14 protein-coding genes and 2 tRNA genes are annotated in these 14,645 nt (G+C 31.9%); 12 read left to right on the forward strand and 4 right to left on the reverse strand.

Translation table 11 applies throughout. The features are described 5' to 3' along the window. Positions 1-48 precede the first annotated feature (48 nt). From L3J07_00280 to L3J07_00295, 4 genes are all read right to left on the reverse strand, one after another. Positions 49-672 carry a hypothetical protein gene (locus tag L3J07_00280; protein ID MCF6276268.1) on the reverse strand — a complete coding sequence of 208 codons (624 nt, stop codon included), beginning with the start codon at positions 670-672 and terminating at the stop codon, positions 49-51. Between the two features lie 119 nt (positions 673-791). Further along, positions 792-1,481 carry a hypothetical protein gene (locus tag L3J07_00285; GenBank protein ID MCF6276269.1) on the reverse strand — a complete coding sequence of 230 codons (690 nt, stop codon included), beginning with the start codon at positions 1,479-1,481 and terminating at the stop codon, positions 792-794. Between the two features lie 310 nt (positions 1,482-1,791). Next, positions 1,792-2,361 carry an ATP-dependent Clp endopeptidase proteolytic subunit ClpP gene (clpP, locus tag L3J07_00290; GenBank protein MCF6276270.1) on the reverse strand — a complete coding sequence of 190 codons (570 nt, stop codon included), beginning with the start codon at positions 2,359-2,361 and terminating at the stop codon, positions 1,792-1,794. 405 nt (positions 2,362-2,766) lie between these two features. Next, positions 2,767-3,726 (reverse strand): bifunctional oligoribonuclease/PAP phosphatase NrnA, encoded by a 960-nt coding sequence (locus tag L3J07_00295; protein ID MCF6276271.1) that lies wholly within the window; start codon positions 3,724-3,726, stop codon positions 2,767-2,769. A 114-nt stretch (positions 3,727-3,840) separates the two neighbouring features. Between L3J07_00295 and L3J07_00300 the strand changes: the two genes are divergently transcribed. The 12 genes from L3J07_00300 (at position 3,841) to L3J07_00355 (ending at position 14,645) form a co-directional block, all read left to right on the forward strand. Next, a complete protein-coding gene (locus L3J07_00300) occupies positions 3,841-6,819 on the forward strand; it encodes a chromosome segregation protein SMC (GenBank protein MCF6276272.1) in 2,979 nt (992 codons plus the stop codon). Positions 6,820-6,886: 67 nt separating this feature from the next. Next, a complete protein-coding gene (rpsP, locus tag L3J07_00305; GenBank protein MCF6276273.1) occupies positions 6,887-7,507 on the forward strand; it encodes a 30S ribosomal protein S16 in 621 nt (206 codons plus the stop codon). A 97-nt stretch (positions 7,508-7,604) separates the two neighbouring features. Further along, the gene (locus L3J07_00310; protein MCF6276274.1) at positions 7,605-7,979 is read left to right on the forward strand and encodes a KH domain-containing protein; all 375 of its coding nucleotides are present in this window, start codon (positions 7,605-7,607) and stop codon (positions 7,977-7,979) included. A 98-nt stretch (positions 7,980-8,077) separates the two neighbouring features. Beyond that, positions 8,078-8,151 (forward strand) — tRNA-Val (locus L3J07_00315). A 27-nt stretch (positions 8,152-8,178) separates the two neighbouring features. Next, positions 8,179-8,252 (forward strand) — tRNA-Ile (locus L3J07_00320). Positions 8,253-8,331: 79 nt separating this feature from the next. After that, positions 8,332-8,736 (forward strand): hypothetical protein, encoded by a 405-nt coding sequence (locus L3J07_00325; protein MCF6276275.1) that lies wholly within the window; start codon positions 8,332-8,334, stop codon positions 8,734-8,736. A 114-nt stretch (positions 8,737-8,850) separates the two neighbouring features. After that, positions 8,851-9,420 (forward strand): hypothetical protein, encoded by a 570-nt coding sequence (locus L3J07_00330; protein MCF6276276.1) that lies wholly within the window; start codon positions 8,851-8,853, stop codon positions 9,418-9,420. 143 nt (positions 9,421-9,563) lie between these two features. Further along, positions 9,564-10,223 carry a signal peptidase I gene (lepB, locus tag L3J07_00335; GenBank protein ID MCF6276277.1) on the forward strand — a complete coding sequence of 220 codons (660 nt, stop codon included), beginning with the start codon at positions 9,564-9,566 and terminating at the stop codon, positions 10,221-10,223. A gap of 22 nt (positions 10,224-10,245) precedes the next feature. Next, complete coding sequence (hisS, locus tag L3J07_00340) at positions 10,246-11,640, forward strand: histidine--tRNA ligase (GenBank protein ID MCF6276278.1); 1,395 nt, start codon at positions 10,246-10,248, stop codon at positions 11,638-11,640. 260 nt (positions 11,641-11,900) lie between these two features. Next, positions 11,901-12,101, forward strand: a complete 201-nt coding sequence (locus L3J07_00345; protein MCF6276279.1) for a hypothetical protein — start codon at positions 11,901-11,903, stop codon at positions 12,099-12,101. A 7-nt stretch (positions 12,102-12,108) separates the two neighbouring features. Beyond that, a complete protein-coding gene (locus L3J07_00350; GenBank protein ID MCF6276280.1) occupies positions 12,109-12,555 on the forward strand; it encodes a GatB/YqeY domain-containing protein in 447 nt (148 codons plus the stop codon). 98 nt (positions 12,556-12,653) lie between these two features. After that, a complete protein-coding gene (locus tag L3J07_00355; GenBank protein ID MCF6276281.1) occupies positions 12,654-14,645 on the forward strand; it encodes a hypothetical protein in 1,992 nt (663 codons plus the stop codon).

Raw genomic sequence — 14,645 nt, forward strand, 5'->3', positions numbered from 1 at the left:
TTAAAGATAAAAAATCAAAAAAGCAGTACAAAATTGTACTGCTTGTTTTTATGGAATAGGAAGATCTTCTGTTTCTTTTGATATTATTTCTTTGTATAGTTCGTTTAGAAAGTCTATTTCATACTCTGTCATATTAGGGGCTTGAATTTCAACTCCATTTCGTCCTGGACTTTTGACTTTTAGAATTTTTAGAATTCTTTCATTTTTATATTCGTAAGCTAAATTTACAGGAACCCCTTTTGATAATTCAAGTATTACACAGTGTTTATCTGCACCAATATTTATCCAAGCGATTGCATATCCGTGAGGTTGTCCTCTGTCATTAAAGTTTTCAATTGAAATGATTTCTCCTGTTTTACTCCATTTAACCCATTTACCAACTTTAAGATTTTTCCTAAATTCTGCGAGTGCTTTTATTTTCTGTGTATCAGTATAAAAAGCTACAAGCTTACCCTCAATCCTACCCAGTTCGTTTATACACGAATAAATAGTAGTATTTTCAATAGATGTCTTGTCTACCAAATATACTGTATCTTTTGAGCAGTTTATTTTTTGTCCGTCTTTTTTATCTGCAATGGTTTGAGTATCATCTTTTATAACTGTTTTATTACACCCAAAAGTAGTGAATATGAAAACTACCAATATAAAAAGAACACTAATTTGTTTTTCCATTTCCCTTTCCTATGTTTTAGATTGTAATCATAACAATCTTTTTATGGATAAATTTATAGTCCCACATTTTATACAAAAAAGCAATTTGACAGAAAAAAAAGACAGTATCAAAACCGTCTTTATTCAACAAACAGACTTACCTTAACCTCTTTGCCATTTTCAAATATTGTTTGCTCTACCATCGTTATTGGAATATCCAAAAAATAATAATAATCTTTTCGGACAAGATACACCATTTGTATTTTGTTTAAATATCGAAATATATTTTCTTGCTTTAATTTTCCATTATTCCAAAAAGATTGATTTTCCAACCTCCCTTTTGCATCAGTTATTCTAAACTCACCATGTCTTTTCCCGTTTGAGTATTCGCCATAATAAACAAGAATTTTTGTATTTATATCCCATATTCTTTCAGATCTGGTATGAACTCCATTTATATAAAATGCTTGCCAGTGCAAAAAACCATTTTCTGTATACATCTCAAATTTGCCATGAAGTTTATCATTTTTGTAGTTTGATAAAGTTCTTATTCTCCCGTTATTATAAACAGACTTATACAACCCCTCTCTTTTGCATGTTGACCTAGCTGTATTTATTTCTCCAGCAGAGCATTCTTTTGTTTTTACAACACAAGAATAAATTTTTACATCTTGTAAGCTCGAGTATATTTGTAATACAGTTCCTGTTTTACATATTTTTTCTATGTCTATGGTTCGCTCCGCAATTGTAATAGAACCAAACTCGGAACACCCTAAAATAAATAGTGAAAATAATAAAGTTAAAAACATCTTGTAAAGAACTGTTTGCATTTCCCACTCCTTTTTTGCGAGTTTTTTTATTTTTATACCTATTGTTTTGTATCATATTTCACAAAAAAGTACAATTTTACACATTTTTACTTGACAGATTACAATATGTATGCTAATATTCTACTTCGTAAGTATGAGTTGGAGATAGATGGTAAAAAATCTTATCAAAGGTTTGTTGTCATCTGTATCCACGACAAGCATGAGGATGTGGCACTGGGTTACGCTGGCTCCGGCTCGCGGATTTCACGACTACATCTTCTTGGATACAGCAATAAAAAAATCACTTGTTTCAAGTGATTTTTTTATTTTTTTATTCAATAATCTTATCAACAATTCCATACGCTACTGCTTCTTTTGCGCTCATAAAGTAGTCTCGGTCGGTGTCTTTTTCAACTGTTTTCACTACTTTTCCTGTATGTTTTGATAAGATTTCATTTAGTTTATCTTTTATTTTCAAAATTCTTTCGGCATGAATTTTAATGTCACTCGCTTGTCCTTCCGTTCCGCCCATTACTTGATGGATCATCACTTCACCGTTTGGTAGACAAAATCTTTTCCCTTTTGCACCAGAAGCCAAAAGTACAGAAGCCATACTCGCAGCCATTCCAACACAAATTGTAGAAACATCTGACTTTATGTATTGCATTGTGTCATAAATCGCCATTCCAGCTGTCACAGATCCGCCTGGAGAATTTATATAGATCTTTATATCTTTTTCTGAGTCTTCATTTTCCAAAAACAAAAGTTGAGCAATTATAGAATTTGCCACAACATCATTTATTCCAGTCCCAAGGAAAATAATCCTATCTTTTAAAAGACGAGAATAAATATCATAAGATCTTTCACCAAAATTTGTTTTTTCAATAACTGTAGGTATCAAAATTTGTGAGTTTATATTTTTTACTTCCATATATAAATTAATAATTTTACTATTGCTTAGAGCATAGCAAAGATTTTGTATTTTGTGAAGACAAGCAAGATAGTAGACTAACAATTAAGTAGATTAAGCAGGTTAAGTACAAAAGGGGTAAAAAAGAAAAACCAATGCACGTCATATTGAGCGGAGTGAAACGAAGTCGAAATATCTCGGGAGAGTATCATTAGAATTGTGAATATTTAATGTTCTGGTTATTTTGTCTCGAGATCCTTCGGCTTTGCTCAGGAAGGTGTGTGTGGTTTTTTTTCATTTCGAATCCAAGCAAAGTGATTAATCAAAAAAAGCAAAGCTTTTTGATATATCAAATCGAGCGAAGATGATCCATCAAGTGTAAGCGATACATCGTTTTTAATTTTCTTCTTTAAGAAAATTAAAAACTTTCTTCAATACTTCCTCAACAGTCCCTTTTATTTTAAAGCCAGCAGCTTTTTTGTGTCCGCCGCCACCAAGTTTTTTTGCATATTTTGCAACATCCACATTTTCGTCGTTTGAACCACGAAAACTTCCTTTTACAAAGCCGTCATCAGCTTCTTTCAATATTAGGCGAATTTTTGCATCGCTAATTGAATTCATAAAATTTCCTACATTTTCAACATCTTCTGGTGTTGCGCCAGTTTCAACTAAATCTGTTTTTTTTAGATATGTATAAGCAAAACTATACTCATCTTTTTTTGTAAGGCGTGACAAAATAGTTCCCCAAATTTTCAAGGAATTTATAGTTTTATTTGTGTAAAGATTTTTTTTAATTTGTGATAAGTTTGCGCCAAGCTCCAAAAGTTCGCTTGTTATTTTTATAGAATCAGATGTTGTGTTTGAGTTTTGAAATCTATCTGTATCTGTAATAATTCCAGCCAGCAAAGACGAAGCCATTTTACAATTTATTTTTATATTATTTACTTTAAAAAAGTTAAAAAGTAATTCAGTGGTTGAACAAGACTCTGTGTTTACAAGGTTCAAATCTCCAAAAAAAGTATTGGTTGGGTGGTGGTCTATATTTATTACAAAACTTTCTGTTTCTTTTAAATACTTTTCTAGACCTGCATAATCTGGACTGCCAGTATCAAAAATAATTATTAAGTCAAAATTTTCTTTTAGTATTTTTTTATTAAAAGTACACTTTTCAGAGTTTGGAATAAAAAATAATTTTGGTGGAATTTCTGTAGCAGAAAAACCTCGATATTTTTTATCAAGAGAATCTAAAAATTCCATAAATGCTGTCACAGAACCCAAAGCATCTGCATCTGGATTTTGGTGGGGAACCAACAAAATATTCTCAGATTGTAAAACTTTTTTATAAATTTGTCTCATTATTCTTTCCATCTTTTTATTTACTGTGGATAACCTTTTTATAAAAGTTAGTAATTCTATAACTAATTTGATAAAATGTCAAGTGTGACATTGTAATAAAACTTTTTAGCATTTATGTATTTAAAACGAATTGAATTGAATGGATTTAAATCCTTTGCAAAAAAAACAGTTTTTGAATTTCCAGCACCAAAAGACGGGAAGTTTGTAATTACTTCAATTGTTGGACCAAACGGAAGTGGAAAGAGTAATGTTTCAGATGCTATTCGCTGGGTTTTGGGTGAACAAAGTTTGAAACAACTTCGTGGTAAAAAAAGTCACGACATTATTTTTTCTGGTTCAAATCTAAGAGGACAGCTTGGAATGGCAAGTGTTAGTTTGGTTTTTGAAAACAAAGATCACAAAATTCCAGTTGATTATGATGAAGTTATAATTTCTAGAAAACTTTATAGATCTGGCGAAAATGAATATTTAATAAACGGTAAAAAAGTGCGTCTTATAGATTTTCAAATTTTATTAGCAAAAGCTCAATTTGGAAATAATTCTTATGGAATTATAGGACAAGGCGTGATAGATAGGTTTTTGTTTCAAACTCCAGCGGAGCGAAAAATGTTTTTTGACGAAGCGTCTGGAATAAAAGAATTTCAAATACGACGACATCAGGCAAGTTTAAGACTAAAAAGAACTACAGAAAATATAAATCAAGCAGAACTTTTACTTACAGAAGTTTCCCCACGCCTTAGAAGTTTGGAGCGACAAGTAAAAAAATTGGAGAAAAGACAAAGTTTAGAGATAAAATTGAAAGAGGCTCAAAATAGTTATTATGGTAGTCTTTGGGGTAAAAATAAGAAAAAAATAGATGAATTAAGAGTTAGGTTGGACTGTGTAAATAAAGAATATAAAATTTTGGAAAATAGTTTAGTAATGGTTCAAAATGATTTGGCAGAATTGGCAAGAGAGCAAAGCAGAACAACAAATTTTGATAGTCTACAAAATGAATACCAAAAATTATTTAGAGAAAAAAGTGAGTTAGAACAAGACAGGTCTGTACTTTCTGGAAGACTTCAGGTTGAGTATGGAAAAGCAGGTGAACAACAGATTGGTTGGTTGAGGACAAAAATTGATCAACTAAAAATCCAACAAAATGAGTATAAAATATCTGTAGAAAAATTGGAAAATTCAGTGAACAAAACAGTTGCAGACTTCAATGAAAAACAAAAAGATGTAGAAAAAAAAGAAGAAGAAATAAAATTATTGCAGGAAAAAATTAGTAAGTCTGCCGGAAATCAAAATAATAGTTATGGACATAAGTATGGTTCACCTGCTGTTCTAAATATTTTGAATAATAAAGATAGCTTTGGAAAGGTTTACGGAGCCGTGTCAAATCTGGCAGAAGCAGATTTGAAATATGCTTTAGCATTGGATATTGCTGCTGGTGGAAACTTATCTTCTGTGGTTGTAGAAAGTGATATAACTGCAAAAAAATGTATAGAACATCTAAGAAGTGAAAGACTTGGAACAGCAACATTTTTACCTTTAAACAAAATAAATCCTCGTCGTATTTATGAAGATCAGTACGATTATTTGGATTACGATGGAGTTCATGGTTTTGCTGTTGAGCTTGTTCAATTTGAAGATAAGTATGAAGATATTTTTTCTTATGTTTTTGGTAGTACTTTGATCGTAGAAGACATTAGTGCAGCTAAAAAAGTTGGAATTGGAAAAATAAGAATGGTGACTTTGGAAGGCGATGTTTTGGATAGAGGTGGGAGTATGCGTGGAGGTTATAGAAGTAGAAAAGGAGGTATGTTTAGTTTTTTGAATCAAAATAGTAATATAACAGAAAGTGGAATAAGTTATGAAAGACTCCATCAATTATTAAACAAAGTACAGTCTAACTATTTAAGAGAAAAAAATACATTGTCAGAATTAAATACACAAAAACAAATTTCTGAAAACAATTTAGAAAGCCTAAATAAAAATAAAAAAGATAACTCAAGAGAACTGGCTAGTTTGGAGCAGGAACTATTAATGAATACTTCCGGATCAAGTGATTATGGAGATATAGTGGAAGGTATTCAATCTCAAAAAGATGAATACGACAGAAAACTAATTGAACTAGAAGAAACTCTAAGTGTTGCTCGTAATAAAATTGAGCGGTTTAATCAAGATGAAGAAGATAAAAAGAAAAAAATCTTTTATTTGCAAGACGAAATGCAAAAAAAACAGTCTGAATTAAATACTTTGGCTTCAAATAAAAATAATTTTGATGTAGAAATGGCGAGAAGAGAGACAAAACAAGAAGATTTGGAACATGAGATAAAAGTTGAGACAAATGAAGACATACACACTATTTTAAAAAGAGGTGTGGAGTATATTTCTTCTGATGAGTTTGAAGGTTTTCAAGATAAAATACAAAAAATAAAATATAATTTAGGGTTAATTGGTGGAATAGACGAATCTGTTATTCAGGAATATGAAGAAGTTTCTGAAAAATATGGACATTTGAGTGGTAAGTTGAAGGATTTAAAAAATGCTGTAAATGATCTAAATAGATTAATCACAGAATTAGATATTTTGATGAAGCAAAAAAGAAAAAAAGTTTTTACACATATTAAAAAAGAGTTTTCTAGGTATTTCAAATTACTTTTCAATGGTGGAGGGGCAGAATTAATTGAAATATATGGACGAGAGAAAGATAATGAATTAGACGAAGAGGCTTCTGAAAATAAAGGAAAAAGGGTTTTACAAGGAATTGAGATTACAGCTTGTCCTCCTGGAAAAAAGATTAAACATATAGAATCTTTGTCTGGCGGAGAGAGAACGATGACCTCCATTGCTCTAATTTGTGCAATTTTGCGTGCAAACCCATCACCTTTTGTCGTGTTGGACGAAGTAGAGGCAGCATTAGATGAGTCAAATTCTATACGGTTTACAGAAATTTTAGAAGACCTTGCATCTCGCGCGCAATGTATACTTATTACTCACAATAGAGCAACAATGAACGCTTCGGACTTACTTTATGGAGTCACAATGGGTGGAGATGGTGTAAGTAGTCTAGTATCTGTAAACCTGGAAAATCACGCAAAGACTTGACTTTTTGTGTGATTTCGTATACAATAATCGCATATTTACCGTCACAATTAAATAGATATATTAAGTTATGTTAGCAATAAGACTACAAAGAAGAGGAAAAAAGAAACAACCGGTTTACCGTGTAATTGTTTCTGAGAAACACAAAGATACACAAGCTGGAAGTTTGGAAATTTTAGGGCACTACAATCCACTAGTAAAACCAAGTAAAATTGTTTTAAAAGTAGATAGAATAAAATATTGGATTTCTGTTGGTGCACAACCTTCAAATACAGTATTCAATCTACTTGTAAAAGAAGGTGTTATAAAAGGTGATAAAAAGAAGTCTGTAACAATTACAAATAAAAGACAAGGGAAAATTGATGCTTCAAATACAGAAAAAATTAAAAAAGAAGCTGATGCAAAAGCAAAAGCTTTAGAAGAAAAAGAAGCTAAAAAAATTGCTGCAGAAACTGAAAAAGCTGAAGCAAAAAAAGTAGAAGCAGAAAAAGCAAAAACTGAGGAAACTCCGAAAGAAGAAGAGATAAAAACAGAAGAAATCGAAAAAACTCCTGCTGTTGAGGATAAAGCTGAAACACCTAAAACAGAAGAAGTTATAAAAGAAGAAAAAGTTGAAACTCCAGAAGAAGATGTGAAAACAGAAGGAGTTAAAACTGAAACTGTGGATAAAGAAGTCGAAAAGAGTAAGTAAAATTTATAATTGTATTGACCTTCTTTTAAAATAAATGATATAATTTAGATGTTGTTTAAAAGCATAATCTAATTTAATTAATCCGTAAGTTTAAAATATGGAAAAAGATCAAGAGTTTGTTGAAATGATTGTAAGAAACATTGTAAATAATCCAGAAGATGTTTCTACAACAAGAGAAATTGATGAAAGAGGTGTCCTTATTACACTAACTGTAAATCCTAGTGATATGGGTTATGTGATTGGGCGTCAAGGAAATACAGCTCGTTCTATTCGTACTTTATTAAAAATTGTTGGAGCAAAAGCAAATGCAATTGTAAACTTAAAGATTAACGAACCAGAAGGCGGTCGTCCACCAAGAGTTGAGAGGACTAATAGACCCGAAAGAGTCGAATCCCCAAGAGTTGAAGTTCCAAAAGCTCCAGCTGTAGAGGAGGAAATAGATACAAGTGCTGTAGAAGACTTGAACATCTAAAAAAGAATTAAAAACAAAAACTGCCCAAATTGGCAGTTTTTGTTTTACACTTGACTTTTTTGTATTTTTTATGTAAAATGTTATAGTATTTGAGTAAAGGGTTCGTAGCTCAGTTGGTTAGAGCGCTTGCTCGACATGCAAGAGGTCAGAGGTTCGATTCCTCTCGGACCCACAGATATTTTGAAACAGTCCTACAAAAGGGCAATTAGCTCAGTTGGTTAGAGCGCAGCACTGATAATGCTGAGGTCCCAGGTTCGATTCCTGGATTGCCCACAAATTTAAAATCATTTTTTATAGATGGTTTTTTTATTTTTTTAATGTATAATATAAAATATTCATTATAATAAAAAATATGAAAAATAAAAAAATTATTATTGCATTTTTTGTAGGTTTGCTAATTGTTTGTGGAGGTATTTATTTGTGGCAAGCACAAAAAAATCCATTAAATTTTAAAAGTGATGATATTGGTAAATATGTTTTGGAAATGAATAAATATGAAACAGAAAAGCCTAACAATTTTGAAAGAGCAAAATTTGGCAATGGAAATGATATTGATGTTGGTTCAAGTATAATTTCTCATAGTGTTTTTGTATTGACTGAGCAAAACTGGGACACTGGAAATATGGAAGATGTAAAAATATTTTATTTGGAAGAACGCGAACCGCCAGCTTGTGCACAAGAAGATGTCTGTTTGGACTCAGATAAAACCACTTACTATGGCCCATTCCAAGGGAAAGTATTACAATTACTTCAATAAGATTAATATTTAAATAAAAAATCGTTTCAAAAAGTGATTTTTTGTGTTATAATAAAAGTATTAATTTACAAAATAATATAATATTCCATATTATATATATAATTATTAAAAAATATGAATGAAGAAATGCAAAATGAAACACATAATATGCAAGATAATTCTAAAAATGTTTGGATTTTAGTGGTATCTATTATATTTACAGCTTTAATTGTTGGGATTGGAGTATATTTTTTACAAAGTATAAATATAAAAAATATAGAAAAAAGAATGCAAACACAAAATCAAGAATTACAATCTAAAATAGAGGAAATAAAAGATATATTGGAAACAAAACAGGTTATCATCCAAACAGAAAATAGCGGTGATTTATTACAAAAACAAATAAAAACAACACAGCAAAATTTACCAGAATTTAATACTACAGACGAATATGTTCTTATAATGGATGATTATAAAACAAGCAGACCGTCTGGTCTTATTAGGGCAAAATTTGGAAGTGGTGTTGATATTAATATTGGTTTGGATGGTGTGGCTCATAGCGTTTTTGTTTTGGTCGAACCTGATTGGAATGAAAACGGTAATTTAGATGATACAATGGTGTTTTATTTAGAATTGAATGGAGATCCTAACATAGTAAAATATTACGGTCCATTTCAAGGGAAAGTATTGCAACTCCTTCAATAAGATTAATATCTAAACAAAAAAACCACTTTTTAAAGTGGTTTTTTTGTTTTTTTTAAATCTTCTTTACTTAATTGATTTGTTTTTTTTCTCTTTTTACGCTATAATCCTCTCATAAGTATAAGAAAAAGACTTAATTTAAAAAGATGACTAAAAAAAGTGAAAAATTGGAAAAGTCTGAAGTCGAAGAAGACGGTGAAAAAAACGAAGATGAAACCTTAGAAGATGAATTAGATCTAACACAAGAAAAAAGCATATTTAGGAAAATAGGTAGTTTCTTTTTGGAATTAATAAAAATTGCGCTGTTGGCTGGAATAACTATCGGAGTTGTCCGTTATTTCTTGTTTAAACCTTTTTATGTAAAAGGTCAGTCAATGGAGCCAAATTTTCATGAAAGAGATTATCTAATTATAGACGAAATAAGTTATCGTTTTGGGGAGCCAGAAAGAGGAGAGGTAATAGTTTTTAAAGCTCCGCTAGATAATGAAGATTTTTATCTAAAAAGAATAATTGGTCTTCCTGGAGAGAGGGTAAAAGTAGAAAATAGTAAAATAATTGTGTATAACAAAGATAATCCTGCCGGCGTTGTAGTAGACGAGAGTTATATAATAGAAGAAACGCCTGGTACATATTCTGTCACTTTGGCAGAAGATCAGTATTTTGTAATGGGAGACAACAGAGATGAAAGTTTTGACTCAAGGCGTTTTGGACCAATTTCAGAAGATACAATAGTAGGAAAGGCGTGGGTAAGAGGTTGGCCTTTTAGTAGGGTTTCCTTGTTCAATACCCCAAAATACAATTTTTAAAAAAATAATCGAATAAAATAATATGGTACAGAAAAGTAAGCAAACAAAAAAACCAGCTCCAAAAAAAGCAGTAAAATCTACAACAAAAAAAGCTGTAGAAGAGATGGAAGTAAAAAAGATTCCCACTTTTTCTAGGGTAAAAGGAATGAGAGATATTCTACCTCAAGATGATAATATTTGGAAAAAAATGAGAAGTAAGAGGGCGGAAATGGTAAAAGCTTATGGATATTCTTACATAGAGACACCATTGTTAGAGAGTGCAAATCTTTTTGTTCGTTCTGTGGGAAAAGGAACTGACATTGTAGAAAAGGAAATGTATGTTTTTGATGGTGTTGATAGTTTTGGTAAGACTGCTTTACGCCCAGAAGCTACAGCCTCTGTAGTGCGTGCGTATATTGAAAATGGACTTCATACACTAACTCAACCTGTGAAAGTTTGGTACGAGGGACCAATGTTTAGAAGGGAGAAACCTCAAGCGAATAGATATCGTGAATTTCATCAGTTTGGTTGTGAAGTGATAGGAGACAATCACAATCCAGCAATGGATGCAGAGATTATCTCTGTTGCTTACAATTTTATAAAAGATTTAGGAATAGATGTAAGTATTCATTTAAATAGTATTGGTACTTTGAATGACAGAGAGAGATATTTAGTAGAATTGGTTAGTTATTTGCGTTCAAAGCGTAGTTATCTTTGTGTCGATTGTAAACGCAGAATAAATAAAAATCCACTTAGAGTTTTGGATTGCAAAATGAAAGGTTGTAAAAGTGTAATAGAAGAAGCACCACATATTGTAGATTGGCTTGGTGATAAGTCAAAAGAGTTTTTTATGTCTGTTTTGGAGTATCTAGATGAGCTAGGCTTACCTTACAAGTTAGATTATAAACTTGTTCGTGGACTAGATTATTACACAGATACTGTTTTTGAGCTTTTTCCTGTTGAAAACGACAAAGAAGACAATGGTTCACAAAGTGCTCTTGCGGCTGGTGGTAGGTATGACAAATTAGTGGAACATTTAGGAGGGCAACCTGCTACAGCTTGTGGTTTTGGGATAGGGTTGGAAAGAGTTGCAAACAAATTGAAAGAAAAAATAAAAAACGGCGAAGCTGAAGAGGAGAGTGAAATTAAAATATTTTTTGCACAACTTGGAATTCAGGCAAAAAGAAGGGCACTAGGAATTATAAAAGAGTTGAGAAAAGATGGGATTTTTGTTGGGCACAATCTAGCTAAATCTGCACTAAAAGCTCAATTAGAAATAGCAGATAAAATGCAAACTCCTTATACTCTTATTTTGGGTCAAAGAGAGGTGCAAGATTCTACTATTATAATTAGAGATATGGAATCTGGAATTCAAGAAATTATAGATCAGAAAAAGTTAAAAACAAGACTAAAAAGAATACTTAGTCAGTTGGTTTAATTGGTTATTTTATGTTTTTTTAGTCAACCTGTGGAAAAAGTCTAAAAATAGGTTGACTTATTAGTATTTTTTGTATATAATTTAGATAGGTTAATTCTATAATAAATTGTATTATTTTAGAGTTGGTCTAAGGGTGTGTACTGTGTCTGTGAAAAAGATGTTGTATTCATTCTAAAAATAACTTAAATTTAACCCAATACGGGAGGTGAATTAATCTGTCAGAAATTAAAAGAAGAAAAAGTGAATCATTTGAGGCATTTATGCGTCGTGTGAAGAGAAACTGGAAACAGTCAGGTAAACTTTTGCAGGCGAGGAAGGTAAAATATTTTGACCCTAAAAAAAGTAAAAATCTTAAGAAAAATCAGGCTGTAAAAAAAGCACACAAAGCAGACAAAATAACCTATTTGCGTAAAATAGGTAGAATGCCAGAAGAAGAGAGTTTTAGAAAAAGAAGAAGGTAGAATTATTATGTCTTTAAGAGAACAAATAATAGAATCACAAAAAACAGCAATGTTGGAGCGCAATAAGGTACTACTTAGTACATTGCGTAATTTGTGGTCTGCGATAAAGAATGAAGAAATAGAAAAAAAGCGCAATCTAACTGATGAAGAAGTCCAAGCTGCTGCAAAGCGTCTTGTAAAACAATCTCAGGATGCATTACAAGATTTCAGAAAAGCTGGTAGGGAAGATCTGTCAGAAAATGCTGAAATAGAAATAGAATTACTTAAAAAGTATTTACCAGAACATTTGAGCAAAGAAGAGGTTGAAAAAATAGTAGATAAGGTTGTAAGTGAAAACAGTGATAGTGATCTAAACTTCGGAGTTTTGATGGGGGTGGTAATGCAACATGTAAAAGGAAAAGCAGACGGCGCACTTGTGCGTCAGTTGGTTGACAAACGCTTGAAGTCTAAATAAATTCAAAATGGGGTTGTTTTCAAACATTGTTTCGTTGAAATAGTATTTGAAAACAACCCCATAGTAAAAATCTAAAATAATTTCCCATGCTTGTCTGGATGAGAAACAAAAAATTAGTCAAAAAAGCTACTGCAGTCTTTTATATTATGATTGCAGTGGTTTTTTTGTTTTCAATTTTTTCTTTTAGTGGTACCACAGAAGTTTACGCGCAAGGTGATACTTTTGGATTGGAGAGTGTTGACAGTGTCACAGAGCTTGCAACACAAGATATTCGCATAACAATTGCTAAAATAATACGTGTATTTTTAGGACTTTTGGGTATTATTGCTTTGAGTATTATTATTTACGGGGGTTTTACTATTATGACCTCTGCCGGCAACGAGGAAAAAGTTGCAACTGGAAAGAAAATACTTGTAAACGCTGTTATTGGGTTGGTTATTATCTTATCTTCGTTTGCTATTACTCAGTTTGTATTATCTTCACTCCAAAAAGCTACAGGAGGATTGGCAGGGCTTGGTGGAACAGCAAGAGCGCCAGGTATTCAAGTGTTTGCAGGTAGTGGATCTTTTGGAAAAATTATATCAGATCATTTTCCAGATAGAGATCAAAGAGATGTAAGTAGAAATACAAAAATTTCTGTCACTTTCAATGAATCTATAGACCCTTCAAGCATTGCGATAGACTCAAATGGAAATGGGGTTTTTGGAGATTGTGTGACACCAGATTTAGCAGTTTTTGACTGGAATACTCAGTGCGATGTTTTAAATAAAGATGCTGTAAAGATTTATTCTAACGACGACGCGGATTCTCTCATAGATTCTGCGGTAATAGTCACAGAAACAGATGGAAATATTCTTACTTTTACAATAAAACCTCTTGAATTATTAGGAAATCCAAATGAAAATGTATGGTATACAGTAGATCTTACAGAAAAAATACTTAAAATAGATACAGGAACAAGTGTGTTTGATAATGACAGAGATGGGCATTATTTTTGGGAGTTTGAGGTGGGGACACTTTTAGATTTTGATCCGCCAAAAGTAACATCTGTTTTTCCTACTATGAATTTGGATGTTTCTAGAAATACAATTTTACAAATAAACTTCAACGAGCCAATGGATCCCACATCTTTACAAGGTATTTCAGGTTCTGGTTTTACAAATATTATTTTTGGAGATACTGCTGTTTCTGGAGAATGGAGAATTACAAATGGTTACAAAACAGTAGAATTTGTGTCAACCGAAGCTTGTGGACAAAATAGCTGTGGAGATGTTATGTACTGTCTTCCTGTAGAATGTCCTGACACAGATTTAAATTGTACAGTTCCTTATGAAGTTTTGGTTCGAACTGCGGAGTTAATTTCAGAGAAAAATTCCGAGGCTATTCCTTTTACGGGTGTTATGGATATATCTGGAAATGCATTAGATGGTAATGCTGATGGTGTTTCAGACGGAAAACCAGTAATAGAAAATCCTATAATTTTGGATATTTCAGAAAAAGTACCCGATAATTATTTTTGGGAATTTGGTGTAATAAATGAAATAGACAGAACATCTCCATATATAGAAAATATTTTTCCAGGAATTGACCAGGAAAATGTAAGAGGGTCAGAGCCAATTGAAGTTGGTTTCAGTATGATTATGTGGTCATCATCTTTAAAACAGGCTGAAATACAGGAGTATCCAGCAAACGAGGGTGGAATGGCGGATATTTGGTTTAATATAGGGTCTAAGGTTGTGGCAGATTCAAATGGAATTCAAAAAACAAATATGATTATAAAACATAGAGAGTTTGGACCAAACGGTTTACCGCTTCATTATTTCTCGTCTGTTTCCAGTGATATTAAAAGTATAAACCAAAATTGTGTTTATCCTGGAAAAGGACCGAGTGGAGATAAAAACACCTCACCAACTTGTGTTTACAAAGAAGATAAAGATGGTAATGTGGTAGAAGATTCAAATTGTACACCTGTAAATTTACAAGCTGATACAGACACCGGATGTGTGCAAACTGCAGATCCAGAAGGGCTTACACAGCCAAACTTAGATGATTGTATTTCATTTTTAGAAAGTGTTAGTCAAATAGATTAA

The organism is Candidatus Magasanikbacteria bacterium (assembly GCA_021648085.1).
Taxonomy (GTDB): domain Bacteria; phylum Patescibacteriota; class Patescibacteriia; order Magasanikbacterales; family UBA922; genus JAKITS01.

Coding starts and splice junctions, on each gene's coding strand:
- L3J07_00310 (MCF6276274.1), top strand. CDS start 7,605: ATGGAAAAAGATCAAGAGTTTGTTGAAATGATTGTAAGAAACATTGTA.
- L3J07_00285 (MCF6276269.1), bottom strand. CDS start 1,481: ATGCAAACAGTTCTTTACAAGATGTTTTTAACTTTATTATTTTCACTA.
- L3J07_00280 (MCF6276268.1), bottom strand. CDS start 672: ATGGAAAAACAAATTAGTGTTCTTTTTATATTGGTAGTTTTCATATTC.
- lepB (MCF6276277.1), top strand. CDS start 9,564: ATGACTAAAAAAAGTGAAAAATTGGAAAAGTCTGAAGTCGAAGAAGAC.
- L3J07_00295 (MCF6276271.1), bottom strand. CDS start 3,726: ATGAGACAAATTTATAAAAAAGTTTTACAATCTGAGAATATTTTGTTG.
- L3J07_00355 (MCF6276281.1), top strand. CDS start 12,654: ATGAGAAACAAAAAATTAGTCAAAAAAGCTACTGCAGTCTTTTATATT.
- L3J07_00350 (MCF6276280.1), top strand. CDS start 12,109: ATGTCTTTAAGAGAACAAATAATAGAATCACAAAAAACAGCAATGTTG.
- L3J07_00325 (MCF6276275.1), top strand. CDS start 8,332: ATGAAAAATAAAAAAATTATTATTGCATTTTTTGTAGGTTTGCTAATT.
- L3J07_00330 (MCF6276276.1), top strand. CDS start 8,851: ATGAATGAAGAAATGCAAAATGAAACACATAATATGCAAGATAATTCT.
- hisS (MCF6276278.1), top strand. CDS start 10,246: ATGGTACAGAAAAGTAAGCAAACAAAAAAACCAGCTCCAAAAAAAGCA.
- rpsP (MCF6276273.1), top strand. CDS start 6,887: ATGTTAGCAATAAGACTACAAAGAAGAGGAAAAAAGAAACAACCGGTT.
- L3J07_00345 (MCF6276279.1), top strand. CDS start 11,901: ATGCGTCGTGTGAAGAGAAACTGGAAACAGTCAGGTAAACTTTTGCAG.
- L3J07_00300 (MCF6276272.1), top strand. CDS start 3,841: ATGTATTTAAAACGAATTGAATTGAATGGATTTAAATCCTTTGCAAAA.